Origin of the sequence: Streptomyces sp. NPDC002793 (assembly GCF_040295485.1) — a bacterium.
Taxonomy (GTDB): Bacteria; Actinomycetota; Actinomycetes; order Streptomycetales; family Streptomycetaceae; genus Streptomyces.
Window position 1 is genome coordinate 1 of sequence record NZ_JBEOVL010000019.1, and the last position, 23,779, is coordinate 23,779.

Sequence of the window (23,779 nt, forward strand, 5' to 3'; positions counted from 1 at the left end):
CACCCCCCAGGTCATGTCTTCGACAGGGGGACACAGTCATGCCGGGCCCGGAGGCCAGCGGTCCCATTGCAGGACCGCGAAAAAGATAACGGGGGTGAGCGGGCGGCCGCCGGAAGACATCGGCCGCCCGCTCACGTTCAGGTGGTGATCACGGCTTCGGGGTGGCGTGCGGGGTGCACGTCACATCGCGCCGGTCGGTCCTCCCGGTGAGCAGGTAGGTGTCCACCCGCTCGTTGACGCAGGGATTGACCAGGCCGGTGACACCGTGCGAACCGGCACCCTCCTCGGTGATGAGGCGGGAGCCCTTGAAGCGCTTGTGCAGCTCGACGGCGCCCTCGTACGGGGTGGCGGCGTCGCGCGTGGACTGCACGATCAGCACCGGCGGCAGACCCTTGCCCGTGCGGACGTCCAGGGGTGTCTGCTGCTTCGACGACCAGGTCGCGCAGGGCAGGTTCATCCAGGCGTTGGCCCAGGTCATGAACGGGTGGTCCTCGTGGAGCCTGGTGTTGTCACGGTCCCACTTCCTCCAACTGGTGGGCCATTCGGCGTCCGCGCACTCGACCGCCGTGTAGACGGCGTTGCTGTTCTCCGAGCTGATGTTGCCCGTGGTGTCCGACAGGTCGGGGGCAGCGGCGTCGATCAGCGCCTGGGTGTCACCAGCCAGATAGTCGCTCCAGACCCGGGCGGTGGGTGCCCAAGCGGAGTCGTAGTACGGCGCACCCTGGAAGAAGCCTATGAGTTCGGCCGGCCCGACGACGCCGCCGATCGGGCTCTTCTTGGCCGCCGCGCGCAGCGTCAGCCAGGCCTGCTCGACCTTCTCGGGCGTGTCACCGATGTGGTAGGCCGCGTCGTTCTCGGCGACCCACGCCTTCCAGTCGTCCCAGCGCGTCTGGAAGGCGATGTCCTGGTTGAGGTTGGCCTCGTACCAGATGTTGTCCTTCGCCGGGTTGACCACGCTGTCGACGACCATGCGGCGTACGTGCGCCGGGAAGAGCGTGCCGTAGACCGCGCCCAGGTAGGTGCCGTAGGAGACGCCCAGGAAGTTGAGCTTCTTCTCACCGAGCGCGGCGCGGATGACGTCCAGGTCCCGTGCGGTGTTCGGCGTGGTCATGTGCGGCAGCATCTCGCCGCTGCGCTCGGCGCAGCCGTCGGCGTACTCGGCCGCGAGCTTGCGCTGGGCACGCTTGTCGGCCTCGCTGTCCGGCACCGGGTCGGCCTTGGGTGCCTTCACGAACTCCTGCGGGTCGATGCAGGAGATCGGCGCCGAGTGGCCGACGCCGCGCGGGTCGAAGCCGACGAAGTCGTAGGCCTTCGCGGTCTTCGTCCAGAGCGGGTTCTTGGTGACGACGCGCTTCGGGAACGCCATGCCGGAGCCGCCGGGGCCGCCGGGGTTGTAGACGAGCGCGCCCTGGCGCTCGTCCTTCGTGCCCGTGCTGACGTGCCGGTCGACCGCGAGCTCGATCTGCTTGCCGTTCGGCTTGCCGTAGTCGAGCGGGACGCTCACCCAGCCGCACTGGATGGGTGCGGCGATCGCCCAGTCGGCCGGGCAGTCCGTCCAGTCGACACCCGTCTTCGCGGCTCGGGCTGCGGCGATCTGGACTCCGCGCGCCTCCTGATCGCCGTGGTGCCTGCTGTCGGCACCGGCAGCCGGTGCGGCTATCGCTCCCGCTATGAGCGTGCCCGCGATCAGTGTGCCGGCCGAGCCGAGCACCGCTGTGCGCCTCACGTGGAACCTCCCCCTACGCGATGCGCCGACGGTGGCGGCGCATTCGTCCGTGTGTCCAGGCGAATCCTTTCGTCTGTGAGCTCGCCGCGAACAGGGCGTACGCATGTTTCTTTACCGAACCAATAACCGGTGCCTGCTGTCCCGCTGAGCGGACTCAGCTCCTCGGGAGGACTCCCGCCCCCTCCAGCACCCCCTCCAATGCCTCGTCCAGCACCGCTCGCAGCAGCCGTGCGTCGGCGGCGAGCGCGGTCACCAGCACGGCGGGACCGGCCAGCGGAGTGAGCACGGCGGTGGGGCCGAACAGGCGCGGAGCGGGGAGGGATTCCTCGAACGCGGGGTCGACGACGAGGAGTTGCCCGACGGCCCGGTGACCGCCCAGGACGGCGGCACCGTCCCATCCGCCCGGCGCTCCCTGCCCGTAGGCCAGTTGCTGGTCGAGCAACGGCCGTCCCGCTCTGCGCACCGTCAGACGGGTCGTGAGCCGGCCGGTGGGTTCACCGTGCCGGCCCAGGACCTGTTCCTCCCGGAGCACCAGGCGGGCCGTGCCGGAGAGTTCGGCCCGGGTGGTCATGTCGAGCGCGCTGCCGTGGGCGGAGACGAGCTGTTCGGGGAGCCAGTGGAGCTCCGCCCCCTCCCCGACGCTCAGCCGTACGTCGTACGAGGCAGGGCCCGCGTCGGGCCCTGGCCCGGGCAGCGCCACGGTGGCGGCGGCGGAATCCACCGTCAGCCGGGCGCCGTCCCCGGCCCGGACCTCGACGGCAAGCCGGTCTCCGCCGAGGGGGGCGCTCATCGCGCCGACCACGGTGACCCGCGCGTACGTGGTGTCCGGCGATCTGGTCCGGCGCAGGGCGAGCGGTCCCTCGCTCTCCAGCACCGGAAGGGCGGTGGATCCACGTCCGTCGGCGACCGCCGTGATCCGGACGGTGGCCGTGACGCTCATGCCGCCCAGTCCGCGAGACGTGCCCGCACCCAGTCCGCGACGGGTGCGACACCCTCGGCGCCCGTCAGAGAGGTGAACACCACCGGGAGTTCGCCGCGTTGGTCGGCGGCGTCACGGGCCATCCGGTCCAGGTCGGATCCGACGTACGGGGCGAGGTCGGTCTTGTTGATCACGAGCAGGTCGGCGCTGGTGACACCGGGGCCTCCCTTACGCGGGATGTCGTCGCCCCCCGCGACATCGATCACGAAGACCTGGGCGTCGACGAGCCCTTTGGAGAAGGTGGCGGTGAGATTGTCGCCGCCCGACTCGACGAGGATCAGATCGAGGGGCCCCACGGAGTCCTCCAGGTCCTCGACGGCTTCGAGGTTGGCGGAGATGTCGTCGCGGATGGCGGTGTGCGGGCAGGCACCGGTCTCGACGGCCTGGATGCGTTCGGGTGGCAGCACCGCGTTGCGGAGCAGGAAGGCGGCGTCCTCGCGGGTGTAGATGTCGTTGGTGACGACGGCGATGGAGACACGGTCGCGCAGGGCGCGGCAGAGGGCCGCGACGGTGGCCGTCTTGCCGGAGCCGACCGGCCCGCCGAGGCCGATGCGCAGCGCACGACGGGTGCCGTCCGGGCGGGCGGCGTCGGCGCTGACGGCTGCGGGGCCGTGGTGTGCGTGGTCGAGATGCATGGGTGCGGGCTCCAGGTCTGCGATGGGGAAGGTCAGGAGGCGAACAGGCGGACCGGCCAGGCCGCGTGGGCCTCGGCCGAGATGTCGAGCAGCGGGGCGGAGGCGGCGGGCAGGGCGTCGATGCCGCGCAGAGCGGCCTCTGCTGCCTGTTCGGCGATCCGGTCCAGGTCGGGCGTGAGCCGGGCGAGGACCGCGGTGGCCTCGAAGGGGTCCAGTGACAGGAGGCGGACCACGGCGGTCACCGGGCCGCTGACCGTCTCGTAGGCGACGCAGTGCGCGGCGTCGGCGGGCCCCAGACCCGCTGCGCGTGCCGTGAGGCCGAGGACGACGGGCTGGTGGGCGCCGCGTGGCCGGGCTTCGGCGAGCGCGGCCAGTTCGGGGCTGGGCCAGGTGGCCCGTGCCGCCCTCATCAGCTGCCGTCCGAGCTTGCGTGCGACGTTCCTGAGTGCGGGCGAGGGCGTCCGGGCGTCGGCGGCCTCGTCGAGGGCGAGGGGGTCGAGGCCGTGGGCCGCCGCGGCGGCCAGGGCCGCGGAGGTGAGTCCGGTGGTATGGAGCCGGCCCAGGCAGAAGTCCGCCAGGTCCTGGGCGTTCCGGATGTGTCCTGCCTTGACGGCCGGTTCGGCCCCGCCGGAGTGGGCGTGGCCACCGGCGGGGAACCGGCCGTCGGCGAGGACGAGCAGGGCTGCGCGTGTCGTCATGAGGTGCGGGTCCGCCTCAGAAGAGGAAGTAGCGCTGGGCCATCGGGAGCTCGGCGGCCGGGGCCGGCTCGACCGGATCGCCGTCGATGGTGACGGCGAAGCTGTCGGGGTCTACCTGGACCCGGGGCAGGGCGTCGTTCTCGCGCATGTCCGCCTTGGTGACTCCTCGGGTGCTGGTGATCGGCACGAACGCCTTGCCGAGCCCCAGCCGCTCCGGCAGCCCGGACTCGATGGCCGCCGAGGAGACGAAGTTGAGGGAGTTGGATGCGGGAGCCCGGCCCACGGCGCCGAACATCGGGCGGGGCATGACCGGCTGCGGAGTCGGGATCGAGGCGTTGGCATCGCCCATCTGTGCGTACGCGATCTGGCCGCCCTTGATCACGGTCTGCGGCTTGACGCCGAAGAACGCCGGCTCCCAGAGCACGAGGTCGGCGAGCTTGCCGGTCTCGACGGAGCCGATCTCCCGGTCCAGGCCCTGGGCGACCGCGGGGTTGATGGTGTATTTGGCTACATAGCGACGTGCCCGGTGGTTGTCGGCGGGGCCGTCCCCCGGGAGGGCACCACGACGCCGCTTCATCACGTGGGCGGTCTGCCAGGTACGCAGGATCACCTCGCCTATGCGGCCCATCGCCTGGGAGTCGGAGGAGATGATCGAGATGGCCCCGAGGTCATGGAGGATGTCCTCGGCGGCGATGGTCGAGGGCCGGATCCGGGACTCGGCGAAGGCGAGGTCCTCCGGCACGGTGGGGTTGAGGTGGTGGCAGACCATCAGCATGTCGAGGTGCTCCTCGATCGTGTTGACGGTGTGCGGCCGGGTCGGATTGGTGGAGCTGGGCAGGACGTACGGCTCCGAGACCACGCTGATGATGTCGGGCGCGTGCCCGCCACCCGCGCCCTCGGTGTGGTACGCGTGGATGGAACGCCCGGCGATGGCTGCCAGCGTGTCGGCGACGAATCCGGCCTCGTTGAGCGTGTCCGTGTGAATGGCCAACTGGGCGCCGGTCTCCTCGCACACGCCCAGGCAGGCGTCGATGACGGCGGGGGTCGCACCCCAGTCCTCATGGATCTTGAAACCCAGCGCTCCGGCTCGCAGTTGGGAGTGCATGGCCTCCCGGGACATCGTGTTGCCCTTGCCGAGCAGCCCGATGTTGACCGGGTAACCGTCGAGCGCCTCGAACATCCGGGCGAGGTGCCAGGGGCCCGGAGTGATCGTGGTGGCCTTGGTCCCTTCGGCTGGACCCGTGCCCCCGCCGACGAGCGTGGTGATCCCGGAGGAGAGCGCCTGGTCGACGAGGGTCGGCGAGATGAAGTGGACGTGCGCGTCGATGGCGCCGGCGGTGATGAACTTGCCGTTCCCCGCGATGATCTCGGTCTCCGGCCCGATGACGAGGTCGGGATGGACACCGTTCATCGTGTCCGGGTTGCCGGCCTTGCCGATCCCGGTGATCCGGCCGTCGCGGATACCGATGTCGGCCTTGACGACGCCCCAGTGGTCGATGATGACGGCGCCGGTGACGACGGTGTCGGGGGCACCTTCGGCGCGGGTGGTCCGCGCCTGGCCCATCGATTCACGGATCACCTTGCCACCGCCGAACACGGCTTCGTCACCGGCCCGTCCGGGTCCGCCGGCCCGGTCCTCCTCTATCTCGACGACGAGGTCGGTGTCGGCGAGCCTGATGCGGTCGCCGGTGGTGGGCCCGAAAAGATCGGCGTACACGGGGCGGCTGAGTTCAGGCATCGAGAGAACCTCCGGTGTCGCCGCGCAGTCCCGGGACGATGCGCAGGCCTGCGAGCGGGACGAGTTCGACATCGACGGGTATTCCGGGTTCGAAGCGCACGGCGGTTCCGGCGGCGATGTTCAGCCGCAGCCCGTGGGCGGCGCGGCGGTCGAAGTCCAGGCCGGTGTTGGCCTCGGCGAAGTGGTAGTGCGAGCCGACCTGCACGGGCCGGTCCGCTGCGTTGAGGACGGTGAGACGGGTGACGGGACGCCCCTCGTTGAGCGGCACCGGGTCCTTCGCGTACAGGAACTCTCCGGGAATCATCGGCCGCTCCCCCGTCAGACGATCGGGTCGTGGACGGTGACGAGCTTGGTTCCGTCCGGGAAGGTTGCCTCGACCTGGACGTCGTGGATCATCTCCGGTATGCCGTCCATGACGTCGTCGCGGGTGAGGACCTTCCTGCCGGAGGCCATCAGTTCGGCCACGGTCCGGCCGTCACGGGCACCTTCCAGAAGGTGGGACGTGATCAGCGCGATGGCCTCGGGGTGATTGAGCCGCAGTCCGCGCGCCCTGCGCTTCTCTGCGACATCGGCCGCCACATGGATGAGCAGGCGTTCCTGTTCGTGCGGAGTGAGTTGCACGCTTCCACCCTCTTCGTCTCCCGCCCGGTACCTGCCCCGGACGCAGCGGGACCCTATCCCGCCTTCAACACTCTGTTGAACGATGAAGAGGATTCCGCGACCAGGTATTGCACGTTAGGGCGGAAGTTTTTCCGGCGCGTTAACTGGCCTTTTACCGGTCCATGGAAATCGGCGCACGCCACGCCCACCTCAGGACGTCCGGCTCACGCATGCCCGGAAGCACCCCCGAACGGCACGAGGGCCACTCGCGCCCGCCGCCGACGATCCCGTCGTATACGGTGCGATCTTCGCGCCGCCGCGGCCCTGCTCGCCGCCGGCGCTCCCGGACACGGACATGCCCTGCCGGGCGCCCGGGTACTCATCCAGCAACCCGCCCCGGACGAGCCGGTGCAGGGCCGGCCCTCAGATCTCGAGATCCGGGCCCGGGAGTTGGAGCGCGAGCCGCTCACGGCCATGCCGGCCCGTCACACGGAGCGCTCCACACGGGAGATCAGCGCCGACACCGAACGGGACACCGTCCCCGACGCCCAGGCCGTCCCGGCGTACGGGCTGGTGGACCACGTCGTGGAGAACCGCACACCGTCCCAGCCGCCGTATCCCGCGAGGTGAACGCCCGATGCTCCCACCCCGGCTCCCGCCGCTCCCGGCACTGACCCGCGCCGAGGCCGAGTTCATCGACCGCTACCTGGAGGCTCTCGACCAGCTCGGCCGCATCAACCCCGCGCGCGGCAGCGACACGTACGGAGCGCTCCGAGCGGCTCAGGCTCTCGCGTCGCGGGCCGTCGCCCTCCGCGACGCGCTCGTCCTGATGCACGAGCGGGGCGAGTCGCAGATCCACGCGGACACCCTGGCCAGGGCCCTGCGACTGCTGGACGGGGAGCGTCGGGCGGGGCGGGTCGCCGTGCCTCCCGCGCCGTCGAGTTGAAGGTTTCCGGCCCTCGACTCGGGCCACCGGCGCGGTTTTCGACGCCCCTTCACGACACGCCCGACAGGACGATGAGATTCCCTCGCTCGATCGGCGTAGGACGTCCCCCTGTCGAGGGACAGCTCAACTTGCGCAGCGAGCGCGGACACTGAACGGAATCCATCGCTCCACCCCTGGTACACGGCTGGTCCGGTGCGGCCGCCGCGGCTTCGGGACCGCCGCGTCCACCCGATCGGATCAGTCGTGACGACTCTCACATATGCCCGCTTCAGCGAGGAAATCGGGCAGAGCGTGAGTAAAGATCCCTGGGACGACAAGCCCCCGCCACCGCGGCGGGGCGGTCCGGGCGGACGCCGAGTCCTGCCGCCGCCCGGATGCCTGGTCGACAGGAATGGATCGGCAGGAGTGGAGGACCCGAGCACAACGGGCCGACCGGACATCCGGACGGCCCTCGGGGTGAAGCCGCTTCGCGCGGCCGGGCAACTTCGCCAGCCCGAACCCGACAGGTCATCCTTCACAGGCGGCTGACGAAGGGTTGCGCATGACTGCGCAGGTTCATGTCCGCTCTCTTTTCGCCCGGGCCGGAACGGCCTCGGTTCTGACATTCGCCGTAGGAACGACCATGCTGGCCCCCGGTTTCGTGAACGACGCCGAGGCCGCCGCCCATTCGACCAAGGCGCTCAAGATCGCCGCGTCGAAGAAGGGCGCCCCCTACAGCTGGGGCGCCACGGGCCCCCATCGGTTCGACTGCTCAGGGCTCACGCTCTACTCGTTCAAGAAGGCCGGCAAGAAGCTACCCCGCACCGCTCAGCAGCAGTACAACAAGACCCGCCATATCTCCAGGTCGCAGCGGCAACGCGGCGACCTGGTCTTCTTCCACGCGGGCCGCAGCGTGTACCACGTCGGCATCTATGCCGGCGGCGGGAAGATCTGGCACTCGCCGAAGACCGGCGCCGTGGTCCGGCTGGAGAAGATCTGGTCCGGCAACGTCTGGTACGGGAGGGTCCGCTGACAGCCTCGGGCACCTGATTCAGTTCAGCAGGGGGCCGGTCACCAGGACGAGTCCCAATGCCGTGAGCGCCGCGCCGCTGCCGCCCTCGATCGCACGGGCGGTACGCGGCCGGCGCAGCCACCGGCCGAGGTGGTCCACCAGCAGGGCCACGGCGGGAAACCAGACGAGTGCGAGCAGGACGACCACCGAGGCCAGCAGCAGGGTCCTGGGCAGAGGCGCCTGGCCGTCGGGCACGAACTGGGGCAGGAGGCTCAGGAAGAGCACGGGCGCCTTCGGGTTGAGGGCGTTGGTGAGGAAGCCCTGGCGCAGCGAACGTCCGGGCCCTGACGGCGCCCTGCCCGCCGGCTCCTCCTCGTCAGCCGCTCCGGCGGTGACCGGCCGCCGCATCGCGTACAGGCCGCTGAGCCCGAGGTAGAGCACGTACGCGCCGCCGAGGAGCTGCACGGTGCGGAACAGTACGGGCATCGTCACCAGCACGGCGGCGAGGCCCGCGACCGCCAGCGCGGTGTGCACCAGAAGGCCTCCGGCGACCCCGACCGCGGTGGCCAGCCCGGACTGCCGGGATGCGAGCGCGTTGCGTACGACCACGGTGAAGTCGGCGCCGGGAAGCGCCACCATTCCCGCGGCCACGGCGACGAAGGCGAGCAGTTGTGCGTCCATGGGTCCACCCTGGCCCCGCCGGCCCTTTAACGTGTACTTGCAATCTTCTGGGTCTGCCAAAAGGAACGCTTAATGTACGACCCGACACGGCTGGCCGCTCTGGTGGCGGTGGCCGAGGCCGGCTCGATCACGCGGGCGGCCGCACGGCTGGGCTACACCGCGCCCGCGCTCTCGCAGCAACTGGCGAAGCTCGAGCGGGAAGCCGGAGCCGCCCTCCTCGTACGTCACCACCGCGGGGCCCGTCTGACGGCCGCCGGGGAACTGCTGGCGGGGCGGGCCCGACGTGTGCTGGACGAGATGGATCAGGCGCGTCACGAGCTGGCCCGGCTCGCAGGGCTGTCGGGGGGCCGGCTGAGGGTCGGCACGTTCGTGACGGCCGGGATCCACCTGCTGCCGCCGGTGCTCACCGCGTTCCGGCGCGCCCACCCCGACGTGGAGCTGGCCGTCACCGACTACGAGCCTCCGGCCGGGGTCGCCGCCGTGGCGTCGGGCGATGTGGATCTGGCGCTGACCCACGCGTACGAGCCCGCGGCGGCCGAGCCGCTGCCGGCGGGAGTCCGCGCCGAGCCGCTGCTCGTCGAGGAACTGGTGCTGGTCACCGCTCTCGGGCAGGTGCTGTCCGAGGGTGGCGGCGGCCCGCTGTCCGTGGCCGAACTCGCGGGCCGCCCGCTGATCAGCAGCGCGCCTGATCATCCGCCGCGCCGTGGGGTGGAGCGTGCGCTGGCCGAGGCGGGGGCCACTCCCGCCGTGGTGTGCGAGTCACCGGGCTACGCCCTGGTGTGCGCCCTGGTCAGTGCGGGCATCGGCGTGGCGGTGGTGCCGGAGATGGTGGCCGCGATGTCTCCGGCTCCCCTCGCCGTCCGGCGCCTGGAACCCGCCGCCTTCCGGCGGACGATCTCCGTGGTGCACCGGGGGGACCGGAACACCACGGCGGCGACGACGCTGGTGGCCCTCCTGCGCAGCGGCTTCGGCCGGACCTCCGCCACCTGAGAACGGCCCCGGCCCCCCACGGCAGGGGCCCGGCAGAGTCATGAAGTCAGGCCGTGACCTGCGGTGTCATGACTGCGGCGATGTGCCCGGCGGGTCCGAGGGTGGCGGGCGGGGCCCGGGCGGAACGCTGGGAGCTCTCACACTCACTGCCGTCCGCCACGAAGGACGCCCGCCCGTTCATGCCATCTTCCGCCCCTGACAGCTGCTGCCCGCAGCCAGTACCTTCTTGATCTCCTTGCCCAGCTCCCCGACCCGCGGAAGAGACGCGGGCGGCGGCACTCGCCGACCGGGCTGCTTGCTGTCGGACCAGGCCGCCCTACTCAGCCGCGGTCGTGGAGGGTCACCTGGTAGCCGTCGGGGTCCGCGAACGTGAAGGTGCGACCGAACGGCCCATCGACGGGCGCTGCGACGATCGTCGTACCGGCGGCGGCGAGGGCGTCGTGGATGTCCTGCGCGTCGGGGGCGTGCAGCCACAGCGCCATCCCCTGGCCCGGCTGGGCGATCGCGTCCAGGTCGCTGTCCGCGACGGCGTCGCGGACAGCGAACGCGATCGGCTTGGTGTCGAACACGACAGCGTGCGGCGGTCCTGCGTCAGAGCGCTTCAGTCCCAGGTACTGCTCGTAGAAAACGGCAGAGCGCTCCAGGTCGCGCACCTGCAGTGAAATGAAGTCGGGTCCGGTAACGGCCACGATTCTTACCTCCTCATAGCATGTCAGTCTTCTGACATGCCGGAACGTATGTCAGACTACTGACATGAGTCAAGGCGAGCCCGGAATCGAGCTGGACACATCGCTGGGGTACATGCTGAAGGCGGTCGCGAGCGCTCTGCACTCCGCCCTGGACGCCGTGCTGAGTCCGCTCGGCATGACGATCACCCACTACTCCTGCCTGGAGCTGCTCGCCCAGCGACCGGGCCTGTCGAACTCCGAGCTTGCCCGCGGCACCTTCGTCACCCGGCAGTCGATGAACGTGCTCCTGCAGGCCCTCGAGCGCCAGGGACTCGTCATCCGCCCGGCGCGGGCCCCCGTGGGCAGGGCCCTGCCCACCGAGCTGACTCCCCGCGGGCGCCGCCAGCTCGAGACGGCCAGCGCCGCGGTGCGCCGCGTCGAGCTAGACATGCTGGCCGATCTGGATGCCAACGAACGAGATCAGATGCGGCGCCTACTCACCACGTGCATCGCCTCGCTGACCGAACCGCCCGCATCGGCGACGTAACCGCTCCGGAATTCACGACTTTGCCGTACCCCTGACCCCCACGGGCGGCGCCCGGCCGCGGCATCAGTTCTGTGCGGGAACCGGCCAGGGAAGAGCGACCGACACGGTCTTGCCGCCGTCCGGCGTGGGGCTGACGGCGAATCGGCCACCGTGCTCCTTCGCCAGTGCCCTGATGATCACCATCCCGCGGCCGTTGTCCTGCCGGACCGCGGCGGGCAGCCGCTGAGGCCAGCGGGGATGGCTGTCCGTCACACCGAGGAAGAGCTCCACGTCCCGGTCGAGGCGGAGGTCCACCGTGAAGGTGGGGGACTGACCGAAGGTGTGCTGAACGGCGTTGGTGGCGAGTTCCGAGACGATCAGCCGGACGGTGTCAGCGGTGTCACCGTCCTCGTCCAGGCCCCATTCGGCCAGTATGCGGGCCACGTATCTCCGGGCCGCGGAGACCGAGACCGGATCGCTCGGCAGAGTGACGGTTGCTTCCTGATGGTCTGCCATGGCGACGCCGTCCCTTTCCCGCCCCGACCGGCCCACGGCCGGCCTGGATTGTGCTTCGCGCCAGACTGCCACCGATGCCGCCCTCCATGACGCCGATCCACCAAGATATGCATATATCTATCGCCCATTGCGGTGAACTCCGCCCCGAGAACCGCGTACGGGCGCGACACTGACTCCTTTCCGAGCCGGACCAGCCGGGGCGGCTCTCCGTTCAACGGGAGGAGGCCGTCATGCGGAACGGCCCAGTGGTTCGCCGTCGCAAGCTCGGGGAGGAACTGCGCAGCCTGCGCCACACCTCGGGACTCACGAGCCGGGACGCCGCCGGAATGCTGGGCTGGCACCAGTCGAAGGTGAGCCGGATCGAGACGGGGGCGAGCGGGGTGACGCCCGGCGACGTGACCCGGCTGCTGGACGTCTACGGCGTGGACGACCGGCAGTTACGCACGCTGCTGCAGGATCTCGCCGGGTCGGCCGGCGGCGGCGGAAGCGGGTGGTGGCACGCCTATCGCGGGCTCATCCCCCCTCAGTACCGCGACTTCATCAGCCTGGAGTCCCAGGCCGACGCCGCCCGCACCCTGGAGACCTCGGTGATTCCGGGGCTGCTGCAGACCGCCGACTACGCGCGAGCGGTGACCCGGACCTCGCTGGACGGATTGCCTCCCGCGCAGCTCGACTCCCTGGTGGAGGTCAGGCTCGCGCGACAGAGCATCCTCCACGCGCCCCGGCCGTTGAGACTCAGTGCCGTGCTCGACGAGGCCGTACTACGGCGTGGGGTCGGCGGCCCCCGGGTCATGGAGAGGCAGTTGCACCATCTGGCAGAGATCGCGCAACTGCCGCACGTGACACTGCAGTTGCTGCCGTTCGAGGCCGGGAGTTACATCGGCCTCACAGGACCTTTCGTTATCTTCTCTTTTCCGAATACTTCTGATCTGGATGTGGTCGTTCTTGACCATTTGACGAGTAGTCTCTATCTGGAGCGGAAAGAAGACCTTGAGGCGTACAGCTCGGCCTTCCGCACGATGCAGGCCCACGCGCTGTCGCCGGAGCGTTCGCTGGACCTCATCGCCGCTCCAGGCCGCGGCGGTCAGGCGGAACCTTCAGACGGCCCGAGGGGAGCACGATGTCCGACCGTTTCGCACAGCCCGCACCCAGGTGGCGGCGCAGCAGCCGCAGCACCGGGATGAACAACTGCGTGGAAACAGCATCCCTGCGCGGCGATCAACTCGCCGTGCGGGACTCCAAGGACACGGACCTGCCGCCGCTGCGCTTCTCGGCGACGGCGTGGACGTCCTTCGTCGCCACGCTGCACGCCAGCCCGGTCAGCTGACCGGCAGGGGCGCCGTCGCGAGGACCGTGCGCACGGCCGTGGTGATCTGTTCACGCGTCAGGTCCGCACGGGCGGTCAGTCTCAGCCTGGAGACGCCGTCCGGCACCGAAGGCGGCCGGAAACACCCCACAGCGAGACCCGCCGCGCGGCAGTCGGCGGACCAGCGCACCGCCGACTCCGCCGAAGGCGCCCGGACCGACACCACGGCGGCGTCGGGACGTACCGCGGTCAGCCCTGCCCCCGTCAGCCGGTCGTGGAGTTCCACGGCGACAGCCCCGGCCTTCGCCGCCCGTCCTGGTTCGCGGCGCAGCAGACGCAGTGCTCCCAGCGCCGCACCGACGGCGGCCGGCGCGAGCCCGGTGTCGAAGATGAACGTACGGGCCGTGTTGACCAGGTGGCCGATGACGTGGGCCGGGCCGAGCACCGCTCCGCCCTGGCTGCCGAGCGACTTGGACAGGGTGAGCGTGGCGACGACGCCCTCGCCGCCCGCCAGGCCCGCGGCCGCGAGCGCGCCGCGCCCACCATCGCCCAGGACACCCAGTCCATGGGCGTCGTCCACGAGGAGGGCGGCGCCCGCGTCTCGGCAGACGCCGGCGAGGGCGGCCAGCGGGGCGGCGTCGCCGTCCACCGAGAAGACGGAGTCGGTCACGGCCATCGCCCGTCCACCGTGCGTGCGGAGGGCCTTGCGCACGGCCTCGGGGTCCGCGTGCGGCACGACGGCGGTGGCGGCCCGGGAGAGCCGGCACCCGTCGACGATCGAGGCGTGGTTGCCTGCGTCGGACACGATCAGCGAGTCACGTCCGGTGAGCGCGGTGAGTGCGGCGAGGTTGGCCGCGTAGCCGGAGGAGAACACCAGGGCTGCCTCGAAGCCGCAGAAATCGGCCAGTTCGCGTTCGAGTTCGGCGTGCAGCGCGGTGGACCCGGTGACGAGCCGCGATCCGGTGGCCCCCGCGCCCCAGGTCCGTGCCGCCTCGGCCGCGGCCGAGACGACCTCCGGGTGCCTGCTCAGACCCAGGTAGTCGTTGCTGGCGAGGTCCAGCGGCTCCGTCCCCGCGGACCGGGGGCGCAGCGTCCGGACGAGTCCGGCGTCGGCACGGCGCCGGGCCTCGTCGTCGATCCAGTCGAACGGGGCGTAGGACATGGGCGGGTCCCTTTTTGTAGGCAGCTCACAGACCCTAACCGGGTGCGCAACAGGCCAGGGTGTGGCAATACACACAGCATCGGCCGGCTCTGCTGTCCGGTTCCTCCTTGGCCGATGGCGGTGCCGTACGTCAGGATCAAGGCCATGGACCTGCTGAACACCCTGGTGGACAAGGGGCTGCGGCGCGAACTGCCGACCCGTGACGAAGCGCTCGCCGTGCTGGCGACCTCCGACGACGAACTGCTCGACGTGGTGGCCGCGGCCGGAAAGGTGCGCCGCCAGTGGTTCGGGCGGCGCGTGAAGCTCAACTATCTGGTGAACCTGAAGTCGGGCCTCTGCCCGGAGGACTGCTCGTACTGCTCGCAGCGGCTCGGCTCCAAGGCCGAGATCCTCAAGTACACCTGGCTGAAGCCGGACGAGGCGAAGAAGGCCGCCGCCGCCGGGGTGGCCGGCGGCGCGAAGCGGGTGTGCCTGGTGGCCAGCGGCCGCGGGCCCACCGACCGTGACGTCGACCGGGTGTCGCAGACGATCGAGGCCATCAAGGAGCAGCACGAGGACGTCGAGGTGTGCGCCTGCCTCGGTCTGCTCTCGGAGGGCCAGGCCGACCGTCTGAGGTCGGCGGGCGCCGACGCGTACAACCACAACCTCAACACCTCGGAGGGGACGTACGGGGACATCACGACCACGCACACGTACGCCGACCGGGTGGACACCGTGCAGCGGGCCCAGGCAGCGGGGCTCTCGGCGTGCTCCGGTCTGATCGCGGGCATGGGCGAGACCGACGCCGACCTCGTGGATGTCGTCTTCTCGCTGCGCGAGCTGGATCCGGACTCGGTGCCGGTGAACTTCCTGATCCCCATGGAGGGGACCCCGCTCGCGAAGGACTGGCACCTCACACCGCAGCGGTGCCTGCGCATCCTGGCGATGGTCAGGTTCGTGTGCCCGGACGTCGAGGTGCGGCTCGCGGGCGGCCGTGAGGTCCATCTGCGTTCGATGCAGCCGCTCGCCCTGAACCTGGTGAACTCCATCTTCCTGGGGGACTATCTCACCAGTGAGGGCCAGTCCGGGCAGACCGACCTCGACATGATCGCGGACGCGGGCTTCGAGGTGGAGGGAGCGGCCACGACGACACTCCCCGAGCACCGCGCGCCCGCGGCCGGAGGCTGCGGTTCGCATGAGGGCGGCTGCGCTCCGTGCGGCGACACCGCCGAGGAGACCACCGCTCCTGAGCCGTCCGGGTCCCTGACGGCACGTACGGATCTGGTCGCGGTACGCCGCCGGGGAGCCGGGACGGACCTCGCGCCCAATGCCTGATCCGCTCGGCCCCGCAGAACTCCGCGCACTGGACCGGGCCCACGTCTGGCATCCCTACGGCCCGATGCCCGGCCGGCAGGAGCCGCTGGTCGTCGAGTCCGCCTCCGGGGTGCGACTGCGGCTCGCCGAACCCGCGCACGGGCAGCATGAGTTGGTGGACGGCATGTCGTCCTGGTGGTCGGCGGTCCACGGCTACAACCATCCGGTGCTCAACGAGGCCGCCCGCGGTCAGCTGGACCGGATGAGCCACGTGATGTTCGGCGGGCTCACGCACGAGCCCGCCGTCCGGCTGGCGACCCGGCTGGTGGAGATCACTCCGGAGCCGCTTCAGCACGTCTTCCTCGCCGATTCGGGGTCGGTCTCCGTCGAGGTCGCGGTGAAGATGTGTCTGCAGTACTGGCGTTCGGCCGGGCGGCCGGAGAAGCACCGGCTGCTCACCTGGCGCGGCGGTTACCACGGGGACACCTGGCAGCCGATGTCCGTGTGCGATCCCGAGGGTGGGATGCACGAACTGTGGTCGGGATCCCTTCCCCGCCAGATCTTCGCGGACGCCCCTCCGGACGGCTTCGACGCCGAGCCGGACGAGGCCTACGCACGGCATCTGCGCGATCTGATAGCCGCCCACGCCCATGAGTTGGCGGCGGTGATCGTGGAGCCCGTGGTGCAGGGGGCGGGCGGGATGCGCTTCCACTCCCCCGCGTACCTGCGGGTGCTCCGTGAGGCGTGCGACACCAGCGACGTCCTGCTGGTGTTCGACGAGATCGCGACGGGGTTCGGCCGTACCGGGCAGTTGTTCGCGGCGGGACACGCCGGGGTGTCGCCCGATGTCATGTGCGTCGGCAAGGCCCTGACCGGCGGCTATCTGACGCTGGCGGCGACGCTGTGCACCTCGGAGGTGGCGGAGGGCATTTCGCGCGGGGACGTGCCGGTGCTGGCGCACGGGCCGACGTTCATGGGCAACCCCCTCGCCTCGGCGGTGGCCTGCGCGTCCGTCGATCTGCTGCTGGGGCAGGACTGGGCGCGGGAGGTCGAGCGGATCGGTACGGGGCTGCGGCAGGGCCTGGCCGAGGCCGCCGTCGTGCCGAGCGTACGTGACGTCCGGGTGCTGGGCGCGATCGGCGTCGTGCAGCTCGATCACGAGGTGGACATGGCGGCCGCGACACGGGCCGCGGTCCGCGAGGGTGTGTGGCTGCGTCCGTTCCGCGATCTCGTGTACACGATGCCGCCCTATGTGACCGGCGACGACGATGTGGCACGGATCTGCCGGGCCGTGTGCGCTGCGGCGCGGGAGGGCTGAGATGACGATTCTCCTGGTGACCGGTACGGGCACGGAGATCGGCAAGACGATCGTGACCGCGGCGGTGGCAGCCTCCTTCCGGGACCTCCGTGTCGCGGTCCTCAAGCCCGCCCAGACGGGGCTCGCCCCGGGTGAACCGGGGGACGCCGCCGAGGTGGCGCGGCTCGCCGGCGCCCATGTGACAGCGGTCGAACTGGCCCGTTTCCCGGAGCCGCTGGCGCCCGAGACAGCGGCACGCCGCGCCGGGCTCACGCCCGTACGCCCGTACGAAATCGCTGACGCCGCCCAGAAGCTGGCGACGGAGCACGACCTGGTGCTGGTCGAGGGCGCGGGCGGGCTGCTCGTCCGCTACGACGAGCAGGGGGCCACGCTCGCGGACGCCGCCCGACTGCTCGCGGCACCCGTGCTGGTGGTGGCGCCCGCGGGCCTGGGGACCCTCAACGCCACCGCTCTGACGACTGAGGCACTGCGGACGCGAGGGCTCGTGTGCCCCGGAGTGGTGGTGGGGAGCATGCCCGCCGAGCCGGACCTGGCGTCCAGGTGCAACATCGACGACCTCCCGGTCGCGGCGGGTGCTCCGCTGCTCGGCGCGGTGCCGGCCGGTGCGGGGGCTCTGACACCGGCAGACTTCCAGGCACGCGCGGCGGGTTGGCTCGACCCGGAACTCGGGGGGAATCGGTCGGCCGGATGAGCCGCTGAGCGAGCCCGTACGGGGGGAGACTCCGAGGAGAGCCGCGTTCACACGCCCCTTGGAGGAGACCCGATCATGCGACGACGCAGCGCACCTGTCCCCCGGGACGCGGTACACCACCCGGTGTTCGCCCGCTTCTACGCCCGGATGAGCGTGGCCGCCGACCTCAAGGGCGGTGTGGCGGACCATCGTGACGAGCTGCTCAGCGGTCTCGCCGGGCGGGTCGTCGAGATCGGGGCGGGCAACGGCCTCAACTTCGCGCACTACCCACCGGCCGTGTCCGAGGTCACGGCGATCGAGCCCGAGCGCAACCTCCGGCAACTGGCGGCCGGCGCGGCCCTTCGCGCGGAGGTGCCGGTCGACGTGGTTCCGGGGACGGCCGAGGCGCTGCCGGTCAGGAGCGAGGCGTTCGACGCGGCAGTGACCTCACTGGTCCTGTGCACCGTGCGGGACCTGCCCCGTGCGCTGGCGGAGATCAAGCGCGTCCTGAAGCCGGGAGGTGAGCTGCGGTTCTTCGAGCACACCCGGGCACCCGGCCGGGTGCTGGCGACGGCACAGCGGGCGGCGGACCGCACGTTCTGGCCGCTGCTCTTCGGGGGGTGTCACACGGCCCGGGACACGGTCGCGGCGATCAGGGGGGCGGGCTTCGAGCTGGAGACGTACCGCCGCTTCCGTATCCCGGAGAAGGGTCCGCAGCTGCCGAGCTCGCCTTGCGTGCTGGGCGTGGCCCGCCGGTCCGCCGCAGTGGACGGGTCGTCGGAAGCGGGCTGAGCGGCTCCGGTCACAGACTCCACCGGCGCAGTTCCTCGGCGATCGCCCGGACGTCGGCCTTGCCCTCCTTCACCAGACGGGCCAGATCGCGTACCTGTTCGGGAGAGGTGATGACCTTCAGCCCTGATGCGACGAGATAGCCGTAGGCGACGGCGGAGGCGAACATCGCGTTGGAGTGTTCGAGCGCCGGCACATGGAGGAGGAGCTGCAGCATGGCAGCCGCCCGGGAGTGCGGGTCGCTGTAGACGGGGCTGCCGAAGATCTCCGCCTCGTGCCGGCTGACGGCGGCGACGAGTGCACCCCAGTCGACGACCTGTGGATCGCCGGGCGTCTTGTGCTCGGCGACCATGAGCAGCCAGGAAAGGTCGATCTGCAGGTTCAACGGATGCCTTTGCGCTCCGGGCCGAACTCCTCGGCGAACACCGACTCGTACTGCTTCATGAAGTCGGCCGCTGCCTCGACGAAGGTGTGTCCCACCTCGCCCGCATCCTGTTTGACGAGTTCTTCTATATATCGGTTGACGCTCATCCCCCGCTGCAGGGCGCGTTGCCGCGCCGCCTCGGCGGTGGCCTCGTCCACTCGGACGTTCAGCTGAGTCTTGGGCACGCCATCACGCTAGCGCGTGCGCGCTAGCACCCGCAAGGGGAAGGGGCCACGGGTGCCTCCCTTGCCGGAGCCGACGAGTCAGCCGGCAGCGCCCCGGGTGCCCGTGGCACGGGCCGCGTCCGCGAGCGCTCGCACCTCCGCGGCGACCGCCGTATACCGCTCGCGCGGGATGTCGTGGCCGACGCCCGGCTGGAGGACCAGACGCGCGTCGCCGATCGCGGCGGCGGTGGCGCGGCCCGCGGACGGCTTGAGCAGCGGGTCATCGGTGCCGTGCAGAACCAACGCCGGGACCCGCAGTGCGGACAGTGACGGCCCGCGCCAGCGCGCGCCGATCTGGCGGGACTGTGCACCGACGTCGGCGACGCCGCTGTCCACGTCGGCGGTGATCCGCTCCAGGGTCTCCGACTCGTCGATCGGATGGCCGGGCGCCGCACAGAGCCGCGCCACCGCGAGCGCCGACGCTATCCGCTGTTGCCGCTCCGATCCGGGCTTGATACGGGCGAACCTGGCGAGCGTGGGAAGGCGCAGATGCCGGAGGGCACCCACCCCCGTGAGGTCGCTGGGCAGCGCGGCGGAGGAGGTGAGGGTGCGCACGCGGCGTGGATGGCGCAGCGCGACACGCTGGGCCACGACGCCGCCCAGCGAGTGGCCGAAGAGGTGCGCCGACTCCCAGCCGAGCGCGTCCATGACGGCTACGGCGTCGTCGGCCATGTCCTCGGCTGTATAGGCGGCGCCACGTCGGGCGACCAGGGCGGCGAACGGATTGCCGCCCGGAGCACTCGCGGACAGCCGGGTGGACTCGCCCGTATCGCGCTGGTCGTAGCGGGCCACGGCGAACCCCGCTTCGGCGAAGGCCTCGCACAGCCCTTCCGGCCACCAGCGCCGGGAGACCCCCAACCCCATCACCAGCAGCAGCGGTTCACCGTCTCCGCCCACCTGGAGCCGGTCGTGCGCGAGGTCGACGGAACCGTTACGGGCGAAGCGGCGTTCGGTCCAGGTCATGGCGGTCCCCTTCGACGGAAGAAACTGCGATCACTGTTCGCAATATTAGACTACAGCCGGTTCAACACCTGAGGAAAGAGAGGGGAGCGGCAGTGACCCCATTCGAAGCACGGCCGACGACCGTGTGGTCACGCCCTCGGCGCGGCTCGCGCGGACCCGCGCCCGAACGGAGCAGACAGCAGATCACCGAGGCCGCCGTCGCCCTCGCCGACGCCGACGGGCTGGCGGCCGTGTCGATGCGCGCGCTCGCGCAGAGACTGGGCACCGGACCCGCCTCGCTCTACCGCTACGTGGGAAGCCGCGACGAACTGCTGGACCTCATGGCCGACGCGGTCGCAGGCGAACTGGACCTCTCCACCCCGCCCAGCGGGGACTGGCTCGGCGATCTGGTCGGCCTGGCCCTCCAGTCCAAGGCCGCACACGTCCGCCGCCCGTGGCTGGCCGATCTGAACGACCGGCGGGGTGAGGTACTCGGCCCACACGCGATCGACTACCTCGATCACGCCCTCGCCGTACTGGCCCACGCACCCGGCTCGAGCCGGCGGAAGCTGGAGACGATCGGGCTCATGGGCGGCCTGGCCCGCCTCTTCGCCCACCGCGAGGCCGGGGCCGACGGCGGCACCCCCGCGCAGGCGGCCCACCTCGCCGCGGTCGCCGCGGAGGGCCACCACCCCCACCTGCTCGCCGCCCTCACGACAGCAGGCCCGACGCCGGCGGGACCCGCCAACGGGGACGCTCTGTTCGAACGGCTGCTGCGCCGCGTCCTCCCGGCGATGCTCGGCTGACCCGGGCTCGCCGATCGGGGGGCCCGACCGGAAAAGAACGACGCCCTCGGCAACCGCTCTGGTTGGCTTGATCCATGACCGATCTCGACATCCGCTGTGCCACCCTCTCCGACACGGACGCCGTGCTGCGCTTCTGGCGCGAGGCCGCCGAGGGCACGAGCATCACCGACGACCACGACGGACTGGCCCGGCTGATCTCTCGGGACCCCGAGGCCCTGCTCCTCGCGGAACGCGAAGGCCGGATCGCCGGGACCGTGATAGCCGGTTTCGACGGCTGGCGATGCTCCGCCTACCGGCTCGCGGTGAGCCCCGACTGCCGCCGGCAAGGGATCGCCACCGCGCTGATGGATGCCGCCGAGCAACGCTTCCTCGCGCTGGGCGGGCGGCGGATCGACGCCATGGTTCTGGAGTCCAACGGGCAGGCGCATCACACATGGGGCGCGGCTGGCTACCATCGCGAGGACCACTGGCGGCGCTGGGTGAAGTCCTTGTGAGCCCGGTCAGGCCGCCGAAGGCTGAGGGCCGCCACTGAGAACCACGCTCCCGACTGGGCATTTTGCCGATCCTTTACTATGGATCCTCGACCGTCCGACTCTCTTTCGAAAGGTGTGAGCGTCCGCCCATGGGCGAGCCCCCCAGTAGTCGATACTGCCGACATCGCGCGAACCTCCTGCCCCTGCCCGATCATGGGACGGAGGTGAACCGATGACCGAAGTGCTCCTGCTCCTCGTGGCGCTCCTGCTCTCCCTCGCCTGCGGCGCGTTCGTGGCAGCCGAGTTCTCTCTGACCACGGTGGAGCGCGGCGAACTCGAACGGGCCGTCGAACGAGGGGAACGCGGTGCCGCCGGAGCGCTCAAGGCCGTGCGCAGCCTCACGTACCAGCTCTCCGGCGCCCAGCTCGGTATCACCGTCACCAACCTGGTCGTGGGCATGCTCTCCGAGCCGTCCATCTCCAAGCTGATCCGGGGGCCGGTGGAAGCGACCGGGCTGTCGCCCGGCGTGTCGTCCTCGCTGGCACTCGTGATCGGCACGGCGCTGTCCACCGTGGTCCTGATGGTCGTCGGCGAGCTCGTCCCCAAGAACTGGGCGATCTCCTCCCCGCTCGCCGTCGCCAAGGCCGTCGCGGCGCCGCAGCGCGCGTTCACGGCGGTCTTCCGCCCCTTCATCACCCATCTCAACAACACCGCCAACCGGATCCTGAGGCGCTTCGGTCTCGAGCCCGCCGAGGAACTGGCTTCCGCGCGAAGCCCGCAGGAGCTGGTGGCCCTGGCACGCCACTCCGCGAAGGAGGGCGCGCTCGAGGCGGACACCGCCGAGCTGTTCGTACGCACCCTCAGCCTGTCCGAACTGACCGCGGAGAACGTGATGACGCCCCGCGTCCAGGTCACCGCCCTCGAGGTCCAGGCGACCGCCGAGGACGTCGCCAACGCCACCCGGGCGACCGGTCTGTCCAGGTTCCCCGTCTACCGGGGCAGCCTGGACACGGTCGTCGGCGTCGCGCACATCAAGGACGTGCTGGCCATTCCCGCGGACCAGCGGCCCCGCAAGCGGGTGTCGGACATGCTGCGCGAACCGCTGCTGGTGCCGGAGACGCTCACCGTGGACCGCCTGCTGGACCGGCTCTCCGGAAAACTGGCCATGGCCGTCGTCATCGACGAGTACGGCGGCACGGCGGGAGTCGTGACGCTGGAGGACATCGTGGAGGAAGTCGTCGGCGAGGTGCGGGACGAACACGACCCGCACGAGACCCCCGACCTGGCGGCAGCCGGCGAGGACGCGGACGGACGCACCCTGTGGTCCGCCGACGGCGCGGCCCGCACGGACCAGCTCCGCACCATCGGGCTGCGCGTACCGGACGGGCCGTACGAGACCCTGGCCGGGCTCGTCGCCACGGAGGTCGGCCGCATTCCGGTGGTCGGCGACACCGTCGAGCTCACGGGCTGGCGGATCGACGTGGTGGACGCTTCGGGGCATCGAGCCGCGCGGGCGCTGCTGCACGCGCCGCTGCCCGGTAGTGACGAGTCGGCGGAGGACGAACGATGATCGCCGTCCAGCTCTTCATCGGCTTGCTGACCCTGGTCGTCAACGCCTTCTTCGTCGGCGCGGAGTTCGCGCTGATCTCCGTACGCCGCAGTCAGATCGAGCCCGAGGCCGAGGCCGGGAACCGGCGGGCCCGCAGTGTCATCTGGGGCCTGGAGCACGTATCGGCACTCCTCGCGGCGGCGCAGCTGGGCATCACGCTCTGCACGCTGGTGCTGGGTATCGTCGCCGAACCCGCCATCGCGCATCTGCTGGAGCCTGTCTTCGACTCGGTGGGGGTGCCGCACGGTCTGGTGCACCCGATCTCGTTCGTCATCGCCCTGACCGTGGCGACGTATCTGCACATGCTGCTGGGCGAGATGGTGCCCAAGAACATCGCGCTGGCCGAGCCCGCCCGCACCGCGCTGCTGCTCGGACCGCCGCTGGTGACTCTCGCCAGGGCGTTGAAGCCGGTGATCTTCGCGATCAACGCCTTCGCGAACACCCTGCTCAAGCTGTTGCGCGTCGAGGCCAAGGACGAGGTGTCGGCGACCTTCTCCGATGACGAACTGGCGCGCCTCGTCAAGGACGCGGAGGACTCCGGGCTCGTCGACGACCGCTCGGCGGACCGTCTTCGCCACGCGCTGGAACTGGGCCGCCGCCCGGTCCAGGACGTACTCCTTCCGGTCGACCGGGTCCTGTACACCAGGGTCGGCACGACCCCGGAGGAACTGGAGCGGCTCTCGCACGAGTCCGGTTTCTCGCGCTTCCCCGTGATGGACAGCGAGCAGCGCATCATCGGGTACCTCCATGTGAAGGACGCCCTGGACGCGACGCCGCGCGACGTGCCGTTCCCGGTGACGGCTCTGCGGCCGATCGCACGGGTGCGGGCGGCGACGCCGCTGGACGACGTGCTGACCGCGCTCCGGAGGAGCCGCACGCACCTGGCCGCCGTACTCGACGAGGACGGCCGGCTGGCAGGCATGATCACGATGGAGGACGTCCTTCGTGAGTTGGTCGGCAGGCACCAGGCCCGCTGACGCCGGCGCCGGGTGACAGCACGAGGAGGAGCGCGGCGACCGTCGCGCCCCTCCTCGTGCCCACGACCCCGGCAAGCCCGGCCACGAGCGCC

General features: G+C 70.9%; 29 protein-coding genes and 1 riboswitch. Of the genes, 15 read left to right on the plus strand and 14 right to left on the minus strand.

The features are described 5' to 3' along the window. Nucleotides 1-148 precede the first annotated feature (148 nt). The 7 genes from ABT001_RS19880 to ABT001_RS19910 all read right to left on the minus strand — a co-directional run bounded on the left by ABT001_RS19880 (nt 149) and on the right by ABT001_RS19910 (nt 6,397). A complete protein-coding gene (locus ABT001_RS19880; RefSeq protein WP_351279070.1) occupies nt 149-1,726 on the minus strand; it encodes an alpha/beta hydrolase in 1,578 nt (525 codons plus the stop codon). A gap of 154 nt (nt 1,727-1,880) precedes the next feature. Next, nucleotides 1,881-2,666, minus strand: coding sequence for an urease accessory protein UreD (locus ABT001_RS19885; protein WP_351279072.1), 786 nt, complete (start codon nt 2,664-2,666; stop codon nt 1,881-1,883). Beyond that, a complete protein-coding gene (ureG, locus tag ABT001_RS19890; RefSeq protein ID WP_351279075.1) occupies nt 2,663-3,340 on the minus strand; it encodes an urease accessory protein UreG in 678 nt (225 codons plus the stop codon). Before ureG ends, ABT001_RS19885 begins: the two co-directional genes overlap by 4 nt. Nucleotides 3,341-3,372: 32 nt before the next feature. Beyond that, nucleotides 3,373-4,038 carry an urease accessory protein UreF gene (locus ABT001_RS19895; protein ID WP_351279078.1) on the minus strand — a complete coding sequence of 222 codons (666 nt, stop codon included), beginning with the start codon at nt 4,036-4,038 and terminating at the stop codon, nt 3,373-3,375. Nucleotides 4,039-4,054: 16 nt separating this feature from the next. Beyond that, a complete protein-coding gene (locus ABT001_RS19900; protein ID WP_351279081.1) occupies nt 4,055-5,776 on the minus strand; it encodes an urease subunit alpha in 1,722 nt (573 codons plus the stop codon). Continuing rightward, entirely contained in the window at nt 5,769-6,080 is a 312-nt protein-coding gene (locus ABT001_RS19905) for an urease subunit beta (protein ID WP_351279083.1), read from the minus strand. The genes ABT001_RS19900 and ABT001_RS19905 overlap by 8 nt, the downstream gene beginning before the upstream one ends. A 14-nt stretch (nt 6,081-6,094) precedes the next feature. Continuing rightward, the gene (locus tag ABT001_RS19910; RefSeq protein ID WP_073750029.1) at nt 6,095-6,397 is read right to left on the minus strand and encodes an urease subunit gamma; all 303 of its coding nucleotides are present in this window, start codon (nt 6,395-6,397) and stop codon (nt 6,095-6,097) included. On the opposite strand from ABT001_RS19910, the gene ABT001_RS36100 reads away from it, so the two are divergent. The 3 genes from ABT001_RS36100 (at nt 6,356) to ABT001_RS19925 (ending at nt 8,334) form a co-directional block, all read left to right on the plus strand. Next, nucleotides 6,356-7,006 (plus strand): ATP-dependent Clp protease proteolytic subunit, encoded by a 651-nt coding sequence (locus ABT001_RS36100; protein ID WP_502967488.1) that lies wholly within the window; start codon nt 6,356-6,358, stop codon nt 7,004-7,006. The genes ABT001_RS19910 and ABT001_RS36100 overlap by 42 nt on opposite strands. Before the next feature lie 7 nt (nt 7,007-7,013). Continuing rightward, nucleotides 7,014-7,322, plus strand: a complete 309-nt coding sequence (locus ABT001_RS19920) for a hypothetical protein (protein WP_351279087.1) — start codon at nt 7,014-7,016, stop codon at nt 7,320-7,322. 365 nt (nt 7,323-7,687) lie between these two features. Next, nucleotides 7,688-7,860: riboswitch (cyclic di-AMP (ydaO/yuaA leader) on the plus strand. 3 nt (nt 7,861-7,863) lie between these two features. Then, nucleotides 7,864-8,334, plus strand: a complete 471-nt coding sequence (locus ABT001_RS19925; RefSeq protein ID WP_351279090.1) for a C40 family peptidase — start codon at nt 7,864-7,866, stop codon at nt 8,332-8,334. An 18-nt stretch (nt 8,335-8,352) separates the two neighbouring features. On the opposite strand, the gene ABT001_RS19930 is transcribed toward ABT001_RS19925, so the two are convergent. Beyond that, a complete protein-coding gene (locus ABT001_RS19930; RefSeq protein WP_351279093.1) occupies nt 8,353-8,994 on the minus strand; it encodes a LysE family translocator in 642 nt (213 codons plus the stop codon). Nucleotides 8,995-9,066: 72 nt separating this feature from the next. Between ABT001_RS19930 and ABT001_RS19935 the strand changes: the two genes are divergently transcribed. Next, nucleotides 9,067-9,984 (plus strand): LysR family transcriptional regulator, encoded by a 918-nt coding sequence (locus ABT001_RS19935; RefSeq protein WP_351279095.1) that lies wholly within the window; start codon nt 9,067-9,069, stop codon nt 9,982-9,984. 320 nt (nt 9,985-10,304) lie between these two features. Here the strand turns inward: ABT001_RS19935 and ABT001_RS19940 are convergent, their stop codons facing one another. Continuing rightward, the gene (locus ABT001_RS19940; protein ID WP_351279098.1) at nt 10,305-10,673 is read right to left on the minus strand and encodes a VOC family protein; all 369 of its coding nucleotides are present in this window, start codon (nt 10,671-10,673) and stop codon (nt 10,305-10,307) included. Nucleotides 10,674-10,737: 64 nt separating this feature from the next. Here ABT001_RS19940 and ABT001_RS19945 point away from each other — a divergent pair, with 64 nt between their 5' ends. Next, complete coding sequence (locus tag ABT001_RS19945) at nt 10,738-11,199, plus strand: MarR family winged helix-turn-helix transcriptional regulator (RefSeq protein ID WP_351279100.1); 462 nt, start codon at nt 10,738-10,740, stop codon at nt 11,197-11,199. Between the two features lie 63 nt (nt 11,200-11,262). Here the strand turns inward: ABT001_RS19945 and ABT001_RS19950 are convergent, their stop codons facing one another. Further along, nucleotides 11,263-11,694: an ATP-binding protein gene (locus ABT001_RS19950; protein WP_351279102.1), complete on the minus strand. Its 432-nt coding sequence runs from the start codon at nt 11,692-11,694 to the stop codon at nt 11,263-11,265. 230 nt (nt 11,695-11,924) lie between these two features. Here ABT001_RS19950 and ABT001_RS19955 point away from each other — a divergent pair, with 230 nt between their 5' ends. Continuing rightward, nucleotides 11,925-12,878 (plus strand): helix-turn-helix domain-containing protein, encoded by a 954-nt coding sequence (locus tag ABT001_RS19955; RefSeq protein ID WP_351279105.1) that lies wholly within the window; start codon nt 11,925-11,927, stop codon nt 12,876-12,878. Next, nucleotides 12,815-13,021, plus strand: coding sequence for a DUF397 domain-containing protein (locus tag ABT001_RS19960; protein WP_351279107.1), 207 nt, complete (start codon nt 12,815-12,817; stop codon nt 13,019-13,021). Before ABT001_RS19955 ends, ABT001_RS19960 begins: the two co-directional genes overlap by 64 nt. Here the strand turns inward: ABT001_RS19960 and ABT001_RS19965 are convergent. Continuing rightward, nucleotides 13,014-14,162, minus strand: coding sequence for an 8-amino-7-oxononanoate synthase (locus tag ABT001_RS19965; protein WP_351279110.1), 1,149 nt, complete (start codon nt 14,160-14,162; stop codon nt 13,014-13,016). The genes ABT001_RS19960 and ABT001_RS19965 overlap by 8 nt on opposite strands. 144 nt (nt 14,163-14,306) lie before the next feature. On the opposite strand from ABT001_RS19965, the gene bioB reads away from it, so the two are divergent. The 4 genes from bioB (at nt 14,307) to ABT001_RS19985 (ending at nt 18,235) form a co-directional block, all read left to right on the plus strand. After that, complete coding sequence (bioB, locus tag ABT001_RS19970; protein ID WP_351279407.1) at nt 14,307-15,476, plus strand: biotin synthase BioB; 1,170 nt, start codon at nt 14,307-14,309, stop codon at nt 15,474-15,476. Then, nucleotides 15,469-16,773 (plus strand): adenosylmethionine--8-amino-7-oxononanoate transaminase, encoded by a 1,305-nt coding sequence (locus ABT001_RS19975; RefSeq protein ID WP_351279113.1) that lies wholly within the window; start codon nt 15,469-15,471, stop codon nt 16,771-16,773. Before bioB ends, ABT001_RS19975 begins: the two co-directional genes overlap by 8 nt. Nucleotide 16,774: 1 nt before the next feature. Beyond that, nucleotides 16,775-17,464, plus strand: a complete 690-nt coding sequence (bioD, locus tag ABT001_RS19980) for a dethiobiotin synthase (protein ID WP_351279116.1) — start codon at nt 16,775-16,777, stop codon at nt 17,462-17,464. Nucleotides 17,465-17,539: 75 nt separating this feature from the next. Further along, on the plus strand, nt 17,540-18,235 hold the full coding sequence (locus ABT001_RS19985; RefSeq protein ID WP_351279119.1) for a class I SAM-dependent methyltransferase: 696 nt from the start codon (nt 17,540-17,542) through the stop codon (nt 18,233-18,235). 10 nt (nt 18,236-18,245) lie between these two features. Here the strand turns inward: ABT001_RS19985 and ABT001_RS19990 are convergent, their stop codons facing one another. The 3 genes from ABT001_RS19990 to ABT001_RS20000 all read right to left on the minus strand — a co-directional run bounded on the left by ABT001_RS19990 (nt 18,246) and on the right by ABT001_RS20000 (nt 19,843). Beyond that, entirely contained in the window at nt 18,246-18,617 is a 372-nt protein-coding gene (locus ABT001_RS19990; protein WP_351279121.1) for a fic family toxin-antitoxin system, toxin component, read from the minus strand. Further along, a complete protein-coding gene (locus tag ABT001_RS19995) occupies nt 18,614-18,841 on the minus strand; it encodes an antitoxin (RefSeq protein WP_351279123.1) in 228 nt (75 codons plus the stop codon). The genes ABT001_RS19990 and ABT001_RS19995 overlap by 4 nt, the downstream gene beginning before the upstream one ends. A 78-nt stretch (nt 18,842-18,919) precedes the next feature. Then, entirely contained in the window at nt 18,920-19,843 is a 924-nt protein-coding gene (locus ABT001_RS20000) for an alpha/beta fold hydrolase (RefSeq protein WP_351279125.1), read from the minus strand. A 92-nt stretch (nt 19,844-19,935) separates the two neighbouring features. Here ABT001_RS20000 and ABT001_RS20005 point away from each other — a divergent pair, with 92 nt between their 5' ends. From ABT001_RS20005 to ABT001_RS20020, 4 genes are all read left to right on the plus strand, one after another. Next, a complete protein-coding gene (locus tag ABT001_RS20005) occupies nt 19,936-20,628 on the plus strand; it encodes a TetR/AcrR family transcriptional regulator (RefSeq protein WP_351279128.1) in 693 nt (230 codons plus the stop codon). A 74-nt stretch (nt 20,629-20,702) separates the two neighbouring features. Then, complete coding sequence (locus tag ABT001_RS20010; protein ID WP_351279130.1) at nt 20,703-21,122, plus strand: GNAT family N-acetyltransferase; 420 nt, start codon at nt 20,703-20,705, stop codon at nt 21,120-21,122. Nucleotides 21,123-21,333: 211 nt separating this feature from the next. Continuing rightward, the gene (locus tag ABT001_RS20015) at nt 21,334-22,671 is read left to right on the plus strand and encodes a hemolysin family protein (RefSeq protein ID WP_351279132.1); all 1,338 of its coding nucleotides are present in this window, start codon (nt 21,334-21,336) and stop codon (nt 22,669-22,671) included. Continuing rightward, nucleotides 22,668-23,687, plus strand: coding sequence for a hemolysin family protein (locus tag ABT001_RS20020; protein WP_351279134.1), 1,020 nt, complete (start codon nt 22,668-22,670; stop codon nt 23,685-23,687). Before ABT001_RS20015 ends, ABT001_RS20020 begins: the two co-directional genes overlap by 4 nt. The last annotated feature ends 92 nt before the right edge of the window (nt 23,688-23,779 follow it).

Bases quoted from the DNA above. Each gene is read 5' to 3' on its own strand.
- ABT001_RS19885 (WP_351279072.1), bottom strand. From the start codon at position 2,666: ATGAGCGTCACGGCCACCGTCCGGATCACGGCGGTCGCCGACGGACGT.
- ureG (WP_351279075.1), bottom strand. From the start codon at position 3,340: ATGCATCTCGACCACGCACACCACGGCCCCGCAGCCGTCAGCGCCGAC.
- ABT001_RS19895 (WP_351279078.1), bottom strand. From the start codon at position 4,038: ATGACGACACGCGCAGCCCTGCTCGTCCTCGCCGACGGCCGGTTCCCC.
- ABT001_RS19900 (WP_351279081.1), bottom strand. From the start codon at position 5,776: ATGCCTGAACTCAGCCGCCCCGTGTACGCCGATCTTTTCGGGCCCACC.
- ABT001_RS19905 (WP_351279083.1), bottom strand. From the start codon at position 6,080: ATGATTCCCGGAGAGTTCCTGTACGCGAAGGACCCGGTGCCGCTCAAC.
- ABT001_RS36100 (WP_502967488.1), top strand. From the start codon at position 6,356: ATGGATGAGCAGGCGTTCCTGTTCGTGCGGAGTGAGTTGCACGCTTCC.
- ABT001_RS19920 (WP_351279087.1), top strand. From the start codon at position 7,014: ATGCTCCCACCCCGGCTCCCGCCGCTCCCGGCACTGACCCGCGCCGAG.
- ABT001_RS19925 (WP_351279090.1), top strand. From the start codon at position 7,864: ATGACTGCGCAGGTTCATGTCCGCTCTCTTTTCGCCCGGGCCGGAACG.
- ABT001_RS19930 (WP_351279093.1), bottom strand. From the start codon at position 8,994: ATGGACGCACAACTGCTCGCCTTCGTCGCCGTGGCCGCGGGAATGGTG.
- ABT001_RS19935 (WP_351279095.1), top strand. From the start codon at position 9,067: ATGTACGACCCGACACGGCTGGCCGCTCTGGTGGCGGTGGCCGAGGCC.
- ABT001_RS19945 (WP_351279100.1), top strand. From the start codon at position 10,738: ATGAGTCAAGGCGAGCCCGGAATCGAGCTGGACACATCGCTGGGGTAC.
- ABT001_RS19950 (WP_351279102.1), bottom strand. From the start codon at position 11,694: ATGGCAGACCATCAGGAAGCAACCGTCACTCTGCCGAGCGATCCGGTC.
- ABT001_RS19955 (WP_351279105.1), top strand. From the start codon at position 11,925: ATGCGGAACGGCCCAGTGGTTCGCCGTCGCAAGCTCGGGGAGGAACTG.
- ABT001_RS19960 (WP_351279107.1), top strand. From the start codon at position 12,815: ATGTCCGACCGTTTCGCACAGCCCGCACCCAGGTGGCGGCGCAGCAGC.
- ABT001_RS19965 (WP_351279110.1), bottom strand. From the start codon at position 14,162: ATGTCCTACGCCCCGTTCGACTGGATCGACGACGAGGCCCGGCGCCGT.
- bioB (WP_351279407.1), top strand. From the start codon at position 14,307: ATGGACCTGCTGAACACCCTGGTGGACAAGGGGCTGCGGCGCGAACTG.
- ABT001_RS19975 (WP_351279113.1), top strand. From the start codon at position 15,469: ATGCCTGATCCGCTCGGCCCCGCAGAACTCCGCGCACTGGACCGGGCC.
- bioD (WP_351279116.1), top strand. From the start codon at position 16,775: ATGACGATTCTCCTGGTGACCGGTACGGGCACGGAGATCGGCAAGACG.
- ABT001_RS19985 (WP_351279119.1), top strand. From the start codon at position 17,540: ATGCGACGACGCAGCGCACCTGTCCCCCGGGACGCGGTACACCACCCG.
- ABT001_RS20000 (WP_351279125.1), bottom strand. From the start codon at position 19,843: ATGACCTGGACCGAACGCCGCTTCGCCCGTAACGGTTCCGTCGACCTC.
- ABT001_RS20010 (WP_351279130.1), top strand. From the start codon at position 20,703: ATGACCGATCTCGACATCCGCTGTGCCACCCTCTCCGACACGGACGCC.
- ABT001_RS20015 (WP_351279132.1), top strand. From the start codon at position 21,334: ATGACCGAAGTGCTCCTGCTCCTCGTGGCGCTCCTGCTCTCCCTCGCC.
- ABT001_RS20020 (WP_351279134.1), top strand. From the start codon at position 22,668: ATGATCGCCGTCCAGCTCTTCATCGGCTTGCTGACCCTGGTCGTCAAC.